Source organism: Curtobacterium sp. YC1, from assembly GCF_016267665.1.
In the GTDB taxonomy this organism is placed as follows: Bacteria; Actinomycetota; Actinomycetes; order Actinomycetales; family Microbacteriaceae; genus Curtobacterium.
Genome location: NZ_CP066341.1, coordinates 1,907,807 through 1,925,067, shown reverse-complemented (window position 1 = coordinate 1,925,067; position 17,261 = coordinate 1,907,807). Strand labels below are relative to the sequence as shown.

Sequence of the window (17,261 nt, the reverse complement as noted above, 5' to 3'; positions counted from 1 at the left end):
CGCTGCCGCCGCGCCCGGCCGCGCCCCTACGGCAGCGTCGGCGCCGCCGCCACCAACGCCTGCGTCACCGGGTGCTGCGGCGCGTCGAGCAACGACACCGGCCCGTGCTCGACGATCCGGCCCTCGGACATCACCGCCACCGTGTCGCACAGCCGCTGCACCACGCCGATGTCGTGCGACACCAGCACCAGGGTCAGCCCGAGGTCGTCGGCGAGCGACCGGAACAGCTCGATCACCCGGGCGCGGACCACCACGTCGAGGGCGCTCATCGGCTCGTCCCCGAACAGGATCCGCGGCGAGTGCACCACGGCCCGGGCGATCGCGATCCGCTGCCGCTGCCCGCCGGAGAACTCGTGCGGGTACCGGTCGACCGCGTCGGCGGGCAGATCGACGCGCTCGAGCACCGACGCCACGAGTGACTCGTGCGACCCGGGGACCCGCAGCGCCCGCAGCGGCTCGGCGACGATCGCGCCGACGCGCATCCGCGGGTCGAGCGACGCGTACGGGTCCTGGAACACCACCCCGGTCTCGCGACGGAACCAGCGCATCGCAGCTGCGGACTGTGACGCGACCACCGGACGACCGGAGGCGACGACGGTGCCGGCGGAAGGGGCCTCCAGACCGGCGAGCAGCCGCACCAGGGTGGACTTGCCGGACCCCGACTCGCCGATGATGCCGAGCCGTGCGCCGGGGGCGACCGTCAGGTCGACGCCGTCGACGGCGGTGCGGAGCGGACCGGGCTCGAACGGACCGCGGCGGGGGAGCCGGTAGGTGCGGTGCAGGCCGGTGGCGTGCAGGACGTCGGTCACGCGGAGCCTCCAGGGCGACGGGCGGTGGCGCGGGCGGCGTCGACGAGCGCGACGGTGGCGGGGTGCTGCGGTGCGGCGAGCAGGTCGGCGACCCGACCCTGCTCGACCACCCGGCCGGCGTCGAGCACCACGGCGGTGTCGGCGATGCGTGCGAGCACGGCGAGGTCGTGCGTCACGAACACCATGCCGGCCGACAGGTGCTCGAACAGGTCGAGGATGCGGGCCTCGGTGGTGACGTCGAGCGCCGTCGTGGGCTCGTCGGCCACCAGGTACGACGGCTCGCCGGCCATCGCCATCGCGATGCAGATCCGCTGCCGCTGCCCGCCGGACAGCTGGTGCGGGTACTGCCGCAGCAGCGATCCCGGATCGGGCAGGCCCACGGAGGCGGCGAGCTCGACGGCCGCCGCACGTGCGGCGCGTCGGTCGAGCCCCCGGTGCAACCGGAGTGGCTCCGCGATCTGCGCGCCGACCCGCCGCAGCGGGTCGAGGGCCGTGCCCGGCTCCTGGAACACCATCGCGATGCCCGATCCGCGGTGCCGCGCGCGCTCGCGGTCGGGCAGGCCCACCAGTTCGGTGCCGTCCAGGCGGATGCTGCCGGTCACGACGGCACCGGCGGGCTCCAGTCCCATCAGGGCGAGCGAGGTCATGGACTTGCCGGATCCGCTCGCGCCGATCACGCCGACGCGCTGGCCGGGAGGCACGGTGAACGTGACGTCGTCCAGGATCGTCCGCCCCGTGATGCGGACCGACAGCCCGCGCACCTCGAGCCCGGAGGCTGCGGTGGTCGGGGCGGTTCCGGTTGCGCCGGTTGCGCCGGATCCGTTCCGTGCGTCGGCGGTCATGCGGTCACCCCGGGAGTGGTCGTGGCCGGGTCGCCGCTCCGGTCGCCCGCGGCCCGGTCGTTCGTCGTGCGGTCGCTCGTGGCCCGGTCGTTCGTCGTCAGCCGTGGGTCGGAGGCGTCACGCACCGCGTCGCCGAGCAGTGACAGCGCGGCGACGACCAGGGCGATCGCCGCCCCCGGCCACGTCGCACTCCACGGGTGCACTCCGATGTAGGTCTGCAGGTCGGACAGCAGGCTGCCCCACGACGCCGTGTCCGATCCGGCGCCGTAGCCCAGGTAGGACAGGCCAGCCTCGGCGAGCACGGCCGTGGCCATCGCGAGGGACAGCTGCACGGTGAACAGGGGCGCCGCGTTCGGCACGAGGTGGCGGAACAGCACCCCGGCGCCGCCGACCCCCGAGGCGCGGGCAGCGGTGACGTAGTCGCTCCGGGCGATCCGGCGGATCTCGCCCCGGGCCACGCGGGCGATCGTCACCCCGAAGGACAGCCCGACACTGACGATCACGACGCCGAGCGAGCCGCCGAACACCGCGGTCAGGAGCATGGCCGTGAGCAGCGTCGGGAACGCCACCAGGATGTCGAGCAGGACCGCCGTGCCCTCGCGCACCCAGCGTGCGGTGAGCGAGCCGATCGCGGTGAGCACGATGCCGACGACGCTCGCGATCACCCCGGAGCCGACGGCGACGAGCAGGGTGGTGCGGGTGCCGGCGAGCAGGTAGCTCGCGATGTCGCGGCCGGCGGCGTCGGTGCCGAACCAGTGCGCGGCGCCGGGGCCCTCCCACTGGTGGAACGGGTCGGCGCGGAAGGGGTCCTGCGGTGTCCACACGAGCGACACCGCTGCGAGCACGACGAGCAGGCCGAGCACGACGACGGCGAAGGCCCCCGTCGGACGGGACACCAGGCGGCGGATCATCCCTGCACCTCTCGCTGGCGGGGGTCGAGGGTGCGGTGCAGGATGTCGACGGCGAACCCGACGAGCAGCACGAGCCCGGTGAGCACGAGCAGTTCGGACTGCACCTTCGTGATGTCGCGGCGCCCGACGTCGGTCACGAGCATCCGGCCGACCCCGGGCAGCGAGAACAGCTGCTCGACGACGACGGCCCCGACGAGCAGTCCGGCGATCTGCACCCCGAGCACGGCGAGCACGGTAAGGGCCACCGACGGCAGCCCGTGCCGCAGCAGCGCCTGCGTGCGGCTGAGGCCGATCGCGGCGGCGGTCCGCACGTGGTCGGCATCGAGCACGGACAGTGTGGCGGACCGGGTGAAGCGGAGGATCACGGCACCCTCGACCGCGCCGATCGTCAGCGCGGGCAGCACGAGCGACGCGAACGCCCGCCCGGGCTCCGACCAGCCGTCGAGCGGGAAGCCCTGCGTCGGCAGCCAGTGCAGGGTCACCGCGAACAGGGCGATGAGGAGCATGCCGGCCCAGACGACGGGCACCGCGGCCACGGCCTGGGCGGCGAAGCCGATCACCGCACCGCCCGGGCGGCGGCGGAGCACGGCGGCGACGACCCCGAGCGGCACCCCGACGACGAGCGCGGCGACGAGCGACATCGCGGCGAGCGGCAGGGTGATCGCGAGCTTCTGCGCGATCTCCGGCGCGACGGCACCGTTCGTCACCAGGGATCGGCCGAGGTCGCCGCGGAACACCCCGCCGATCCAGTCGAGGTACTGCACCACGACGGGCCGGTCGAGCCCGAGCTGCTGGCGGAGCTGCTCCACCTGCGCCGGGGTCGACTGGGTGCCGGCGACGACCTGGGCGACGTCACCGGGCAGCACGCGGAGCGTGGCGAAGATGATGACGCTCGCCACGAGCAGGCCGACGACGAGCAGGAGCGCCCGCCCGATGAGGAACCGGGTCACGACACCGGTGCTCCGGTGCCGGCGTGACGCTCGGTCACTTGACCGCGAGCCCCGCCAGGTCGAGGCGCGAGTTGCCGCCGTCGACCGGGAAGCCCGTGACACCCGAGCGCACCGCGGTGATCTCGGTCGCCGTGTAGAGCCACTCGCCGGCCGCGTCCTCGCTGACGATCCGGGCGGCCTTCCGCAGGGCGTCGACCTTCGTCTGCTCGTCCGTCGCGGCGATGGACTGGGCGTAGAGCTCCTGCACCTTCGGGTTGTCGTACCCGAAGTAGTAGTCCGGGTTCGCCCAGTTGCCGAAGTCGCGTGCCTCGACGTGGTCGACCACCGACAGGTCGAAGTCCCGCTCGCCCGACTTCGGCGCCTGGAACACCGAGGACAGCCACGTGGCGAAGTCGACGCGCTTCACGGTCAGGGTGATCCCGACGTCGGCGAGCTGCGACTTCAGCACGTCACCGATCGTGGTCGGGTAGATGTTCGCGTAGGTGAGCGTCAGGTCGAGGTCCTCCTGCCCGGCGTCGGCCAGGAGCTGCTTCGCGTTCGCGGGGTCGTACGCGTCGATGTCGGTCAGGTCCTCGTAGCCGGGGTCGAGCTCCGGGATCGGGCCGCCCTGCTCGACACCGGTGCCGCCGATCGCCGTGATGAGCGCCTTCGGGTCGATCGCCTGCCGGATCGCCTGCCGCACGCGCTTGTCGGTGAACGGTTCCTTGCGGTCGTTGAACGCCAGCGTGTACTTGTCCGTCGTCTTGCCGCTGTGCAGCGTGATGTCGTCGCTGCCCTCGAGCTGGCTCTGCAGCGTGCCGTCGACCGGGTTCAGGACGTCGAGGTCACCGTTCGCCATCGCGTTGACGGCGGTGGACGGGTCCGTGATGTACCGGAAGACGATCTTCGCGACCTTCGCCTTCGTGCCCCAGTAGTCGTCGTTGCGGTCGAAGGTCAGCGCGTCGCCCTGCTTCCAGCTCGCGACCTCGAACGGGCCGGTGCCGTTCGCGCTGTCGGACAGGTCGTTCTCGGCGTCCTGCTCGAGCACGAGCCCCGCCCGGCCCGTGAGGTTCCAGAGCAGGTCGGAGTCGGGCTTCGCGAGCTGCAGTCGGACCACCCCGTCGGACGGGGACGTGATCGACCGGACACCCGCCAGCTTGGCGGAGTCGACGTACGACTCGTTCGCCTTGACCTGCTCGAGCGACCACACGACGTCCGCCGCGGTGACCGGCTCGCCGTCCTGGAACGTGGTGCCCTCGCGCAGGGTGAACGTGTACGTCAGCCCGTCGTCCGAGACCTCGTGCGAGGACGCCAGCACGTCACGGATGTCACCCTCGGCGGTGCGCCCGACGAGCCCCTGGTACACGTTGTCGATGAGCACCTGGTCGAGCGCGGCGCCGGACTGCGTGCGGATGTCCAGGCTCGTGGGCTCGAGCACCAGGCCGACGCGCACCGTGGCGTCGGGACCACCGGTGGTGCCGGACGGACCCGAGCAGCCGGTCAGGGCCAGGGCGGAGACGACGGCGACCGCGGCGGCGGCCAGGGCAGCACGGCCGGATCGCGTGGGGCGCGTGGTGCGCGCGGCGCGGCGGGGCAGGAGCGGACTCATGGGGTGTGGGTTCCTTCCGGGCGCGAGGGCGGTGATCGGGCCTCGCGCTCGCACGAGGTTACCGGCGGCTGCTGCCGTCCGGCGACGGTTCTTCGATCGGGTGCAACAAACCGTGACGCTCCGCCCATGCCCGGATCGCCGACGCCAGTGCGAGGGGTGCCTGGTTCTGCACCGCGTGCCGCGCCGTCACGGTGACGATCTCGGCGTCCGGCAGACGCTCGGCGAACCCGGCGTGCAGCTTGGGGGACACGTACCCACGGTCGCCACGGACGAGCAGGATCGGCACCCGCAGTGCGTCGAGGTCGGGCCACGCGTCCGCGAACCGCCCCACCGACGACGTCCGTCCGGCGGGCAGGTGCGGGAAGTGGTGTCGACGCACGAGCCGCCCGTCCGCGCCGAGCCTGGTGGTGTGCCGGGCCTCGCGCAGCAGCACCTGCCGGTCGTCCCCGACGCGCGCCTCGACCGCCCGGTCGACGACCTGCTCGAGCGACTCGAACGGTTCCTCGGCCTCGAGCGCCCGGGCGATCCGGTCGACGGCCCGCTGCGCGAAGTCCGGCGACATGTCGACGAGCACCAGTCCGGTGACCCGTTCCGGCGCGGTCGCCGCGAGCCGCGCCGACAGGATCGCGCCGAGCGAGTGGCCGACGACGATCCCCGGGGGCACCGCCAACGCGTCGAGGGCGGCGAGCACGCTCGGTGCGGTCACGGCTGCCGCGTAGTCGGCGTCGTCCCGCCACGACGACCGGCCGTGCCCGGGCAGGTCGATGGCGACCGCCGGCTCGCCGACGGCGAGCGCGGTCTGGTCGAAGCTGTGCGCGTCGATGCCGAGCCCGTGCAGGTAGGTGATCCGGGCCTCCTGACCGTCGTCGCCCCACCGGATCGCGGAGATCTCCTGCCCGTCCGTGGTGCGGACCACCTGCCGGGAGGCGCGGAGCGGCTCCGTCACGCCGCTCGCGCGGGCGAGGGCGGCCAGGTCGGCGAATTCGTCGTCGGGGGCTTCGGACACGGGACGATCCTCGCACCGTCCGGGGGTCTGGAGACGTTAGGTAAGGCATGCCATACTCGATCTCGTGGCAACCCGGTATCGCGTCTTCTCCGTCCGTGTGGCCGCCGTCACGTCCCTCACCCCGCACTTCGTCCGGGTGACGCTGACGGGCGACGCGCTCGCCGACTTCTCGGCGGTCGGACTCGACCAGCGGATCAAGGTCGTGCTGCCCCTGGACGGCATCGGGTTCGCCGAGCTGCCGGAGGACGAGGACTGGTACGCCGCCTGGCGTGCCCTGCCCGACGAGACCCGCAACCCGCTCCGCACCTACACGGTCCGCTCGTTCCGCCCCGACGCCCACGAGCTCGACATCGACTTCGTCGCGCACGGCGACGCCGGCCCCGCGTCGCGCTGGGTGTCGTCCTGCCGCGTCGGCGACGAGCTCCGCATCGTCGGGCCGCGCGTGCCGGAGTCCCCGGAGGACCTGCCGACCGGGGCCGCCGAGTTCGCCCCCGGGCACGCGAACCGGATCCTGCTCGCCGGTGACGAGACCGCCGCCCCGGCGATCTGCGCCATCCTCGAGGCGCTCGACGTCTCCACCGTCGGCCACGTCTTCATCGAGGTCCCGACCGACGCCGACCGCCTGCCGGTCCGCGCCCCCGCCGGGGTCGAGGTCCGCTGGATCGCCCGGAACGGTGCCACGCACGGCGTCCGGATGACCGACCAGGTGCACGCCTGGGCCTCCACCGTCGCACCCGCGGCCGCCGCCACGTGCGAGCCGGCCGCCGAGCTCACCGACGTCGACGTCGACGAGCAGGTGCTGTGGGACGTCCCCGCTCCCGTGGACGAGCGCCCGGTCTACGCCTGGATCGCGGGGGAGGCCGGCTGCGTCAAGGAGCTCCGTCGCCACCTGGTGCGCGGTGTCGGCATCGACCGCAAGCAGGTCGCGTTCATGGGGTACTGGCGGCACGGCAGGGCCGAGCACTGATGCCGGGGGCGGGCACGGTCGGTGCCGTGCCCGGTGCCGTCCCGACCACGGCCCTGGGCGCCCGCGGCCTGACCCTGGCGTACGACGACCGGGTGGTGGTGGACACCCTCGACGTCGACGTGCCGGACGGCGAGCTGACCGTCATCGTCGGCCCGAACGCGTGCGGCAAGTCCACGCTGCTGAAGTCCTTCGCCCGCACCCTGAAGCCCCGGGCCGGCACGGTGTTCCTCGACGGAGCGCCGATCGACTCGTACCGCCCGAAGGCCGTGGCGCGGCGGGTCGGCATGCTCCCGCAGACGCCGATCGCGCCCGTCGGCATCACCGTGCGCGACCTCGTGTCCCGCGGTCGCTTCCCGCACCAGGACCTGCTGCACCCGTCGTCCGGGTCCGACCGGCAGGCCGTGCAGGCGGCACTCGAGCAGACCGACACGGTGTCGCTCGCCGACCGCAGTGTCGACGAGCTCTCCGGCGGCCAGCGGCAGCGGGTCTGGATCGCGATGGTGCTCGCGCAGCAGACCGACATCGTGCTGCTCGACGAGCCGACCACGTTCCTGGACATCGCGCACCAGTACGACGTGCTCGAACTGGCCTCGGCGCTGCACGCCGCCGGACGCACCGTCGTCGCGGTGCTGCACGACCTGAACCAGGCCGCGCGGTACGCCACCCACGTCATCGCGATGCGCGAGGGGTCGATCGTCGCCCAGGGCCGGCCCGCCGCGGTGCTGACGGCCGACCTGGTCGAGGAGGTCTTCGGCCTGCCGTGCGTCGTCGTCCCCGACCCCGAGACCGGCACCCCCCTCGTGGTGCCCCGCCGCCCCGCCGCCTGACGCGCTGGCTGCCGCCGAGACCGCCGGGGCCGGCTGCCGCCGAGCGGTCACGAACCGTCGACCGGCGGCGCCGCAGGCGACGGTCCGCGACCGCTCGCCGCAGGCCCGCCGGGGTGTCGCGACCGGTGGCCGGGGGTCGTGGGGTGCGGCGCAACGGCCTGGAGGCCCGGGGCGGCGCCGCCACGCGCCTCCAGTCCGTCGGCTGGTCGCGACACGTCGCGTGCCGGGCGCTGAGCGGTCACGAACCGTCGTCCGGCGGCACCGCACGCGACGGTTCGTGACCCATCACCGCGAGGCCGGCGGGGTGTCGTGACCAGTCAGGCGCACCGGCCACCGTGCCGAGGTCGCACGAACTCCCGCTCCGCCGGCGTCGGAACGGGACGGAGTGCGACCTCGATGACGTACGCGCGGGTCAGCGGACGTAGCCGCCGTCGCGCAGGCCGGCCTCGACCTCGAACCGGTTGTGCAGGGGATCCCGCCCGGCGACGGCGTACAGCAGCGGCATGAGCATGCCGTACCGCTTCCACTGCTCCACGTGCACCCGCTCGTGCCGGAGCACCCGCGGGCCGTCGTTGTCGCGCGTCAGGTACACCGAGCCGACACAGGTGCCGCCGCGCCGGAACACCCAGCGCGGCAGCCCCGTGCAGACCACGAGCCCGTCGACCACCCGGACGCGTCCGGTGGACAGGGGGACACCGACGGCCAACCCGACACCCGTCGCGAACACCCAGCCCGCCCGGGACACGAGCGAGTCGACGAACGGGTTGCGCACGATCAGGCCGGGCGGCCGTACGTCTCGAGCAGGCGCAGCCAGATCTCGCTCATCGTCGGGTACGCCGGCACCGCGTGCCACAGGCGGTCCACGGGGACCTCGCCGACGACGGCGACGGTGGCGCCGTGCAGCATCTCGGCGACGTCCTGGCCGACGAACGTGACCCCGACGACGACCTTCCGGTCCTCGTCGACGACCATCTTCGCCCGGCCGGTGTAGCCGTCGGCCTGCAGCGCGGAGCCGGCGACGGCGCCGAGGTCGTACTCGACGGCGCGGACGTTCAACCCCTGCTCGCGGGCCTTCGCCTCGGTCAGGCCGATGCTCGCGACCTCGGGGTCGGTGAAGGTCACCTGGGGCACGGCGGCGTGGTCGGCGGTGGCGACGTGCGCACCCCACGGCTCGGTGTGCAGCGGCGTGCCCTGGTGCCGGGCGGCGATGGCCTCGCCCGCGGCACGCGCCTGGTACTTGCCCTGGTGGGTGAGCAGTGCGCGGTTGTTCGCGTCGCCCACGGCGTACAGCCAGTCCGTGCCGTGCACGAGCATGGTGTCGTCGACGTCGAGCCAGTCACCGGCGGTCAGTCCGACGGTCTCGAGGCCGAGGTCCTTCGTGTGTGCTGCTCGACCGGTCGCGGCGAGCACCTCGCTCGTGATGACGGTGGTGCCGTCGTCGAGGGTGGTGGTGACGAGGCCGTGCTCGTCGCGGTCCACCCGGGTCGGGCTGACGCCGGTGCGCACGTCCACGCCGAGCTCGCGCAGGGAGTCGGCCACCAGCTCGCCCGCGAAGGGCTCCATGCCGCCGAGCAGCCCGTGCCGCGCGACCAGGGTGACCTCCGCGCCGAGGGACGCCCACGCCGTCGCCAGCTCGGACCCGGCGACGCCGCCGCCGATGACGAGCAGGCTCTCGGGCACCTGCTGGGCGCTCGTGCCCTCGCGGGTGCCCCACGGCTTCGCCTCGGCCAGACCCGGTACGGGCGGCAGGGTGTGCAGCGATCCCGTGACGAGCGCGACGGCGGCGCGGGCCCGGTGCGTCACACCGTCGACCTCGATCGTCTTCTCGCCGGTGATGCGCGCGTGCCCGCGGATGAGGTCGATGCCGGAGGACTCGAGCCAGGCCACCTGGCTGTCGTCCTTCCAGTCCGAGGTGAACGAGTTGCGGCGGGCCAGCACGCGGGCGGCGTCGAGGGAACCGGTGACGGCCTGGGCCGCTCCGTCGAGTCGCTTCGCCGCGGCGAGGGCGTGGCCGCTGCGGAGGAGCGCCTTCGACGGCATGCACGCCCAGTACGAGCACTCGCCGCCGACGAGCTCGGCCTCCACGACGGCGACCGACAGGCCGCGCTTCCTGGCGTAGTCCGCCACGTTCTCGCCGACTGCGCCGGCGCCGATCACGATGAGGTCGTAGTCCGTCATGCCCCTGAGCGTACGCGGACCGGCATCGGTTCTGCCGGGTGCGTCGGCGCCGGTTCAGGCCGTCCGGGAGGCGGTGGTCACCGCTCCGACGACGCGCAGGATCACGCCGAGGTCGTCCACGGCCCGGCTCGGGTCGACGGGGGCGAACCCGGTCAGGGCGGCACCCGCCAGACGGCGGCCGCGGGTCGCGGCCTGGATGCGCTCGACGAGCGCTCCGCCGTCCAGGCCGAACGGCACCGGTTCGAGCAGGCCGTCGACCTCCGAGGGGTCGAGGACGTCGAGGTCGACGTGCACGAACACGGCGGACGCCCCGGTCGCGTCGACCGCGGCGGCGACGGCGTCCGGTGTCGCGGCGTCGACGTCGAGGTGGGTGACACCGGCACGGTCGAGGGCGGCGCGCTCGGCCTCCTCGACGCCGCGGACGCCCGCGACGACGACGGAGGCGGCGGGGACGACCGGCAGGCCGGGGAACAGGTCGGCGGGGCGGTCGACCAGCAGGCGCAGGGCGGCGGTCTCGGCGGCGACGGGCTGGGCGCGGTTCAGGGCGCGGTAGCCGCTGGAGCCGGCGATGCGGACGAAGGCGGTGTCCGGGGTGAGCGCCGTGGTCGCGCCGAGGACGCTCGCCCCGTCGCCGCCGACCACGAGCACGGGCTCGGGTGCGACGGCAGTCTCCTCGGCGACGCGTTCGGCGACGGCGAGCACCGACGTGTACCGCGCGACGGCGGTCTCGAGCCGGTCGCCGGCGCCGGTCGGGACCTCGACCACGGTCGTCGCGGCCCGGGGGAGGTCGGCGGCGATGGCCGCGGCGCCGTCCCCGAGGCGCATCGCGCGCGACGACGCCGAACCCTGCCACTGACCGACCACGAGGAACTGCATCGTCTCAGTCTGTCAGCTGGGGTCCGGCGTCGTCAGGGCGTCGGTCAGATGGTCGACGAGCCGCCGGACTTGAGCGCGGCGAGCCGGGCCTCGACCTCGGCGTCCTTGCCCACGTCCTCGAGGCTCTCGAACTGGGCGTCGAGGCTCGAGGACTGCAGCTCCTGCTGCCCGAGGACCTTGGCCTCCTCGCGACGGACCTTCTCCTCGAAGCGGCCGAGGTCGCTCGTCGGGTCGAGCACGTCGATGTTGCCGAGGGCGTCGTTCACGCGCGACTGTGCCTCGGCGGTCTTCGAGCGGGCGACGAGGTTGTCGCGCTTGGCGCGCAGCTGCTCGAGCTTCTGCTCCATGCCGGCGAGACCGGTCTTGAGCTTCTCGACGGCCTCGTTCTGCGACGCCAGGTTCGGCTCGGCGTCCTTGACCTCCTGCTCGGCGGCGATCTGCTTGCCGATGGCGATCTTGGCGAGGTTGTCGAACTTGTCCGCCTCGGAGGCCTTGCCCTCGGCGCGGTACTTGTCGGCGGCGGCGGCGGAGGCGTTGGCGGCCTTCTGCCCCCACTCGACCGCGGCCTTCTTGTCCTCCTCGTGGTCCTGCTCGAGCAGGCGCACGTTGCCGATCGTCTGCGCGATCGCCGTCTTCGCGTCGGCGATGTTGTTCGTGTAGTCGCGCACGAGCTGGTCCAGCATCTTCTGCGGGTCCTCGGCGTCGTCGATGATCTGGTTGATGTTCGCGCGCACGAGGGTGGAGATGCGTCCGAAGATGGTCTGCTTGGCCATTGCTGTTCCCTTTCGTGGAAGTCCTGTGGATGGTCTGGTCGGTCAGGTCGTGTGTGGTCGATCGGTGGTCGGGTCGGGTCGGATCGGTGCGGGGGAGTCCGACCGGTCAGAACCGGCCGCCGCCGGAGAAGCCGCCGCCCCCGCCGCCACCGAAGCCCCCGCCGCCGCTGAACCCGCCGCCGCCCCCGAAGCCGCCGCCCCCGAAGGAGCCGCCGCCGTAGCTGCCGCCGCGGCCACCGAGGAGTCCGCCGAGGACGAGTCCGGTCACGAGGCCGCCGAGCTGCGCCCCGCCACCACCGCCGGCGCCGGGGCCACCGCCCCAGCCGCCCATGTCGTCGTTCGCCGCGTCCATCGCGGCAGCGGCGTACTGTTCGGCGGCGCGGGCCGCGTTGAGGGCCTGACCCGGGTCGGTCGCGGCGAGTTCGACGGCGTCGTCGTAGGCGCGCTGCGCCTCGGACAACCGGGTGCGGGCGGTCGGGCCGATGCCACCACGGTGCAGCGACACGTAGTCCCGCGCCTGGCTGATGCGGGTGCGGGCGTCGCGCAGGGTGTGGTCGAGGGCCTGGGTCGCGCGTCGGCGCTGCTCCTCGGCGCCCCGCGCGGCCGCGAGGGCCTGGTCGATCTCCGTGTTCGCACGGGTCAGGGCGTCGACGGCGGCGACCGGGTCCTGCGGATCCAGCCCCTGCCGCAGCACGGCCTCGGCCCGGGTCACCGCGGCGGCGAGGTCCGGACCGCCGCTGCGCAGGCTCCGGGCGGCGGCGACGTCGCCCTCGATGTCGATGCGCATGGCCTCGGCGCGGGCGGTGGCCTGGTCGAAGGAGGCTTCGGCGGCGACGGCGCCGTCGGTCAGCTGCTGGACCTGGGCGAGTGCGTGCTGGGCGTCGCGGACGGCCACCACGGCCTCGCCCTTGTCGCCCGCGGCGATCGCGGCGGACGCGGCGTCGGAGCGCTCGGTCGCGAAGGCGAGCACCTGGTGTGCCTGGTCGACGTTGTCGGCGACGGTGGCCAGGGTCCGTCCGCGGTACCGGTTCCGGACGCGGTCGAGCGCTGCTGCTGCGGCACCGACGGAGGCCGGGGCCTCGGCGACGGCACGGGCCAGCGACGCGGCGGCGTCCTCGACGCCGTCCTCGAGCGACCGGAGCTGGTCGAAGGCCTCGGTCTGCTCCTCGATCGCGGCATGTGCCCGCTCGCAGATCACGATGATCTGGTTCGCCCACTCGGCGCGCTGCTGCGGGGTGTCGGGGATCTCGTCGTCGAGCTGCTGCCGGATCGCGAACGCCTTCCGGACCTCGCGCTGCGCGGCCTGCACGGCGTCGGCGAAGGGCTTCGCGGCGTCGGGGCCGAACTGGGCGCTCGCGAAGCCGACCTCCTGCTCGGCGGTGCGGAGTTCGTCGTCGATGGTGACGAGCGCGCCACCGGCGGTGCGTTCCAGGTCGGCGAGGGATGCCGCTCGCGCCCGGTCCGCCTCGGCGGTGCGCCGCTTGTTGCGGGTGCGGACGACGAGCACGACCACGACGAGGCCCACGACGACGACGAGCAGCAGGATCCACAGCCAGGTCAGGTCGACCGGTGCCTGCGACTGGGTCAGCCCGTCGGCGAAGGCCACGGCGGCACCGCCCCAGTCGCTCTGCTTGAGCTCGGGGAGCAGGGAGTCGTCGACGGCGCCCTGCACGTCGGACTCCGAGATCGCGGTCTCGTTGGTCTGCTGGACGTCGTAGTTGCGCTCGTCGACCGCGACCGACAGCAGGATGCCGTCGGTGTCGATCTGGTTCCGTTCGAGCACGGTCCTGCCCCACTCGGTGTGGTCGGTGGGATCGGTGAAGGACGGCACGAACACGACGAACAGCTGCGTCTGGGTCTCGGCGTACAGGTCCTGCACGGCCTGCTCGACCCGGGCCTGCTCGGACGACGACAGCGCGTCGGCCTCGTCGAGGACGTACGCTCCGCCCAGGTCGACGGGAGGCGTGGCGTGGGCGGTCGCCGCCGGAGCCAGGACGATCAGCACCGCGACGAGGGCCGCCGTCACACGGCCCCAGAGCCGTGTTGTCCCCCTGCGCCCGCTCGATCCGTCCGTGCCCGATCCGTGCTGGACCGCTCGCATCCGTCCTCCGTCCGTCGCCGGCCGGTACCCCCGCGGTACCGCCCGGACCGCGCCACCAGGGCGCTGTCGCCCGGAGTCTATCCAGGCCGGACAGGGGATCGGACAGACTCCCGGGGAACCCTTGGTGCCGTGCTTCCTGTGAACGCTTTGTCCCCCGTACCGGGGTAGGCTGATGGCACTGTTCGACGATGAACGGAAGGGGAACAACGATGGAGCGCACCACGAACACCGAGGTCGTCCCGCTCGAGGACGGCTACCACCGCGTGTCGACGCCGGCGACGGGAGTCATCGGCTTCGTCCGCGAGCACGACGGACGCTACGAGGTCCTGCGCGGGCGGGTGCGTCAGGCAACCCGTTCCGAGGGGAAGTACAGCACGATGAACGTCGCGCTCATCGCGCTGACGCACGCCTGATCCGCCCTGGGCGCGACCATCCGACCGGCGGGCGTGGCCCGCGGTGGTGGGTCGCGCCTCCAGACCGTCACGGTGACCCTGCGGACGCCGGGTCGCGACCGTGCGACCGACCGGGAGGCCCTGGTCGCCGCCGTCGCGTCGGCGACGGGTGTCGGGACCGACGCGGTGCGCAGGGGGCGCGTCTGCCCGCACTGCTCCGCCACCGACCACGGTCGGCCGTGGACGACCGTGGGTGACGTCCCCGTCGGGGTGAGTCTGTCCCGCGCGCCCGGCCTGGTCGCCCTGGCGGTCGGCCCCTCGTCGCTCGGTGTCGACGTCGAGCGGGTGTCGCGCGTCGCTGCTGCCCCGCTCGACGCGTTCACCGTGCGGGAGCGGGCTGGGGCACGGGGTGACGGCACGCGGCTCGCCGCGATGTGGGCCGTCAAGGAGGCGGTGCTGAAGCGCGACGGCCGGGGGCTGCGGGTGGATCCGTGCGCGGTCGAGGTGGACCTGGAGCGCACCGTCGCGGTGTTCGAGGGGACCGAGCACCCGGTGACCGTGCTGTTCCCCGCCGCCGACACGGTGCTCGCGGTCGCTGCGGGCGGGATCACGGTCACCGTGGCAGCGTGAGCACCTCGGCGCCGTCGTCGGTGATCGCGATGGTGTGCTCCGTGTGGGCCGTGCGTGCTCCGGTGGCGCTCCGCAGCGTCCAGCCATCGGCGTCGGTGACCAGGACGTCGGTGTCCGCCATCACCCACGGTTCGAGGGCGAGCAGGAGCCCGGGCCGGAGCGTGTAGCCCCGACCGGGCCGACCGGTGTTCGACACGTGCGGGTCCTGGTGCATCGTCGAGCCGATGCCGTGGCCGCCGAACTCGACGTTGACCGGGTAGCCGGCGGCCTCGAGCACGGTGCCGATCGCGTGCGACAGGTCTCCGATGCGCGCACCGGGGCCCGCGGCGGCGATGCCGGCGGCGAGGGCGCGTTCGGTGGCGTCGATGAGGGCGGTGTCCTCGGGGCGCGGGGTGCCGACCACGAAGCTGATCGCGGCGTCGGCGGCGATGCCGTCGAGCGACACCGCGAGGTCGAGGGTGAGCAGGTCGCCGTCCGCCAGGACCCGGTCGTGGGGGAGCCCGTGCAGGACGGCGTCGTTCACGGCCGTGCAGATGTGGTGGCCGAACGGGCCGCGGCCGAACGAGGGTGCGTAGTCGACGTAGCAGGAGTCGGCGCCAGCGGTCTCGATCATCTGCTTCGCCCACCGGTCGATCTCGAGCAGGTTCGTGCCGACGCGGGTGCGTTCGCGCAGGGTGTGCAGGATCGTGCCGACGAGGGCTCCGGTGGCACGGCCCTTGTCGACCTCGGCGGGGGTCAGGATCTCGATCACGCGGATAATCATACCGGTATTACTATGTGGGCATGGTCCGTCTCCCACTCCGCCCCGACGAGGTCGCGCGCGGTCGTCGCCTCGGAGCGCTGCTCCGTCGTGCCCGTGGTCCGCGATCGATCGTGGACACCGCCCTGGCTGCGGGGATCTCGCCGGAGACGCTCCGGAAGATCGAGACCGGTCGCATCGCGACGCCGGCGTTCTCGACGATCGCGTCGGTGGCCGGTGTGGTCGGCCTGTCGCTCGACGCGGTGTGGACCGAGGTCAGCTGCGAGCCGGCCGACGGCGAACTGGCGGGCTAGCCGGCCGGCGGCGGAGACTGCTGGCCAGCCGGCAGCGTCGGCACAGCGGCCTCGTCGATCCACGGCCCGGTGACGGCGCGGACGGCCTCCACGGACCGGCCGGACGCGTCCGCGAAGGCGCCGAGCACGTCGGGCACGGTGACCGACCCGTGCCGGTGCTCCTCGGTGATGCGCCGGAGTCCGGCGAAGAAGGCGTCGTCGCCGACGGTGCGGCGGACGGCGTGCAGGGCGAGCGCGCCACGCTTGTAGACGCGGTCGTCGAACATGTCCCGCGCACCCGGGTCGCCGACCACCAGGTCCTCCGGCTGGTCGAGCAGCCCCTGCCGGTACCGTTCCGCCAGGGCGTCGGCGGTGTCGGCGCCGCGCTCCTCGGACCACAGCCACTCCGCGTAGCAGGCGAAGCCCTCGTGCAGCCAGATGTCCCGCCAGCGGGTGACGGTGACGGAGTTGCCGAACCACTGGTGCGCCAGCTCGTGGGCGATGAGCCGGTCGGTGCCGTGCTCGCCGTCGACGTGGTTCCGCCCGAACACCGCCAGGCCGTGCGCCTCGAGCGGGATCTCGAGCTCGTCGTCGGTCACGACGACCCCGTAGGCGGCGAAGGGGTACGGGCCGAACCGGTCATCGAACAGCGCGAGCATCGCCGGCACCTGCCCGAAGTCGGTCTTCGCGGCCGCGGCGAGGTCGGCGGGGTGGTGCAGCGTGACGGGGACGTCGCCGGACCGGAGCTTCGTGGTGCGGTACCGGCCGATCTGCACCGTCGCCAGGTACGTCGCCATCGGTTCGGTCGTGGCGTAGGTCCACCGGGTGCCGACGCGGTCGCGTTCCTTCGCGAGCAGCTCGCCGTTCGCCAGGACGTCGTAGGCCGCCTCGGTCGCGATCTCGACCCGGTAGGTGGCCTTGTCGTCGGGTCGGTCGTTGCAGGGGAACCACGAGGGCGCCCCGGTCGGCTGCGCGGCGACGATGACGCCGTCGGTCAGTTCCTCCCAGCCGAGCGGTCCCCAGGGGCTCCGCACCGGCCGTGGGCTGCCGCGGTACCGCAGGTGCACCGTGAACACGGTGTCGGCGGCGATGGTCGCGGCCGGGGTGACCGTCACCTTGTGCGTCGACGAGGACACCTTCTTGGCGCGGTGCCCGTCGACGTCGACCCGGTCGACCGTCAGCCCGTGCAGGTCGAGCACGACCCGGTCGAGCGGTTCGAGGGCCCGGGCGGTGATCGTCGCCGTGCCGTCCAGGCGGTTCGTGGCGACCCGGTAGTCGAGCCGGAGGTCGTAGTGCTCGGCGCTCCACCGTCGGTCGCCGCTGTGCGGGGTGTACGGGTCGTCGTCGTCGGTGGTCGGCACGGAGCCAGTCAACCGCAT

The 17,261-nt window shown here is 73.5% G+C and carries 18 protein-coding genes; 5 read left to right on the top strand and 13 right to left on the bottom strand.

The genetic code is table 11. The features are described from left to right. Positions 1–26 precede the first annotated feature (26 nt). From I8920_RS09035 to I8920_RS09010, 6 genes are read right to left on the bottom strand one after another with little or no spacing between them, the layout of a single operon-like run. Positions 27–809: an ABC transporter ATP-binding protein gene (locus I8920_RS09035; RefSeq protein WP_198656046.1), complete on the bottom strand. Its 783-nt coding sequence runs from the start codon at positions 807–809 to the stop codon at positions 27–29. Further along, positions 806–1,651 carry an ABC transporter ATP-binding protein gene (locus tag I8920_RS09030; RefSeq protein ID WP_198656045.1) on the bottom strand — a complete coding sequence of 282 codons (846 nt, stop codon included), beginning with the start codon at positions 1,649–1,651 and terminating at the stop codon, positions 806–808. Before I8920_RS09030 ends, I8920_RS09035 begins: the two co-directional genes overlap by 4 nt. After that, positions 1,648–2,562 carry an ABC transporter permease gene (locus I8920_RS09025; protein WP_198656044.1) on the bottom strand — a complete coding sequence of 305 codons (915 nt, stop codon included), beginning with the start codon at positions 2,560–2,562 and terminating at the stop codon, positions 1,648–1,650. Before I8920_RS09025 ends, I8920_RS09030 begins: the two co-directional genes overlap by 4 nt. Beyond that, entirely contained in the window at positions 2,559–3,512 is a 954-nt protein-coding gene (locus I8920_RS09020; RefSeq protein ID WP_198656043.1) for an ABC transporter permease, read from the bottom strand. The genes I8920_RS09025 and I8920_RS09020 overlap by 4 nt, the downstream gene beginning before the upstream one ends. Positions 3,513–3,546: 34 nt before the next feature. Then, positions 3,547–5,100: an ABC transporter substrate-binding protein gene (locus tag I8920_RS09015; protein WP_198656042.1), complete on the bottom strand. Its 1,554-nt coding sequence runs from the start codon at positions 5,098–5,100 to the stop codon at positions 3,547–3,549. A 58-nt stretch (positions 5,101–5,158) separates the two neighbouring features. Further along, a complete protein-coding gene (locus I8920_RS09010) occupies positions 5,159–6,106 on the bottom strand; it encodes an alpha/beta fold hydrolase (RefSeq protein WP_198656041.1) in 948 nt (315 codons plus the stop codon). Between the two features lie 64 nt (positions 6,107–6,170). On the opposite strand from I8920_RS09010, the gene I8920_RS09005 reads away from it, so the two are divergent. Further along, on the top strand, positions 6,171–7,073 hold the full coding sequence (locus tag I8920_RS09005) for a siderophore-interacting protein (RefSeq protein WP_225559110.1): 903 nt from the start codon (positions 6,171–6,173) through the stop codon (positions 7,071–7,073). Next, on the top strand, positions 7,073–7,900 hold the full coding sequence (locus I8920_RS09000) for an ABC transporter ATP-binding protein (RefSeq protein WP_198656040.1): 828 nt from the start codon (positions 7,073–7,075) through the stop codon (positions 7,898–7,900). The genes I8920_RS09005 and I8920_RS09000 overlap by 1 nt, the downstream gene beginning before the upstream one ends. 412 nt (positions 7,901–8,312) lie before the next feature. Here I8920_RS09000 and I8920_RS08995 read toward each other — a convergent pair whose 3' ends face one another. The 5 genes from I8920_RS08995 to I8920_RS16295 form a co-directional block, all read right to left on the bottom strand. Further along, positions 8,313–8,672 (bottom strand): Fe-S oxidoreductase, encoded by a 360-nt coding sequence (locus tag I8920_RS08995; RefSeq protein ID WP_198656039.1) that lies wholly within the window; start codon positions 8,670–8,672, stop codon positions 8,313–8,315. Between the two features lie 2 nt (positions 8,673–8,674). Further along, positions 8,675–10,078 (bottom strand): dihydrolipoyl dehydrogenase family protein, encoded by a 1,404-nt coding sequence (locus I8920_RS08990; protein ID WP_198656038.1) that lies wholly within the window; start codon positions 10,076–10,078, stop codon positions 8,675–8,677. A gap of 54 nt (positions 10,079–10,132) precedes the next feature. Then, positions 10,133–10,954 (bottom strand): arginase family protein, encoded by an 822-nt coding sequence (locus tag I8920_RS08985; protein WP_198656037.1) that lies wholly within the window; start codon positions 10,952–10,954, stop codon positions 10,133–10,135. 44 nt (positions 10,955–10,998) lie between these two features. Further along, positions 10,999–11,727 carry a PspA/IM30 family protein gene (locus tag I8920_RS08980; protein ID WP_198656036.1) on the bottom strand — a complete coding sequence of 243 codons (729 nt, stop codon included), beginning with the start codon at positions 11,725–11,727 and terminating at the stop codon, positions 10,999–11,001. A 106-nt stretch (positions 11,728–11,833) separates the two neighbouring features. Next, positions 11,834–13,828 carry a TPM domain-containing protein gene (locus tag I8920_RS16295; protein ID WP_198656035.1) on the bottom strand — a complete coding sequence of 665 codons (1,995 nt, stop codon included), beginning with the start codon at positions 13,826–13,828 and terminating at the stop codon, positions 11,834–11,836. Between the two features lie 209 nt (positions 13,829–14,037). On the opposite strand from I8920_RS16295, the gene I8920_RS08970 reads away from it, so the two are divergent. Beyond that, a complete protein-coding gene (locus tag I8920_RS08970; RefSeq protein ID WP_198656034.1) occupies positions 14,038–14,241 on the top strand; it encodes a hypothetical protein in 204 nt (67 codons plus the stop codon). Positions 14,242–14,274: 33 nt separating this feature from the next. Then, positions 14,275–14,850, top strand: a complete 576-nt coding sequence (locus tag I8920_RS08965; RefSeq protein WP_198656033.1) for a 4'-phosphopantetheinyl transferase family protein — start codon at positions 14,275–14,277, stop codon at positions 14,848–14,850. On the opposite strand, the gene map is transcribed toward I8920_RS08965, so the two are convergent. After that, complete coding sequence (gene map / locus I8920_RS08960) at positions 14,834–15,601, bottom strand: type I methionyl aminopeptidase (protein WP_198656032.1); 768 nt, start codon at positions 15,599–15,601, stop codon at positions 14,834–14,836. The two genes, I8920_RS08965 and map, sit on opposite strands and share 17 nt — an antisense overlap. A 32-nt stretch (positions 15,602–15,633) precedes the next feature. Between map and I8920_RS08955 the strand changes: the two genes are divergently transcribed. Beyond that, complete coding sequence (locus tag I8920_RS08955) at positions 15,634–15,903, top strand: helix-turn-helix domain-containing protein (protein WP_198656031.1); 270 nt, start codon at positions 15,634–15,636, stop codon at positions 15,901–15,903. On the opposite strand, the gene I8920_RS08950 is transcribed toward I8920_RS08955, so the two are convergent. Next, on the bottom strand, positions 15,900–17,243 hold the full coding sequence (locus tag I8920_RS08950; RefSeq protein ID WP_232832706.1) for a M1 family metallopeptidase: 1,344 nt from the start codon (positions 17,241–17,243) through the stop codon (positions 15,900–15,902). The genes I8920_RS08955 and I8920_RS08950 overlap by 4 nt on opposite strands. Positions 17,244–17,261 lie beyond the last annotated feature (18 nt).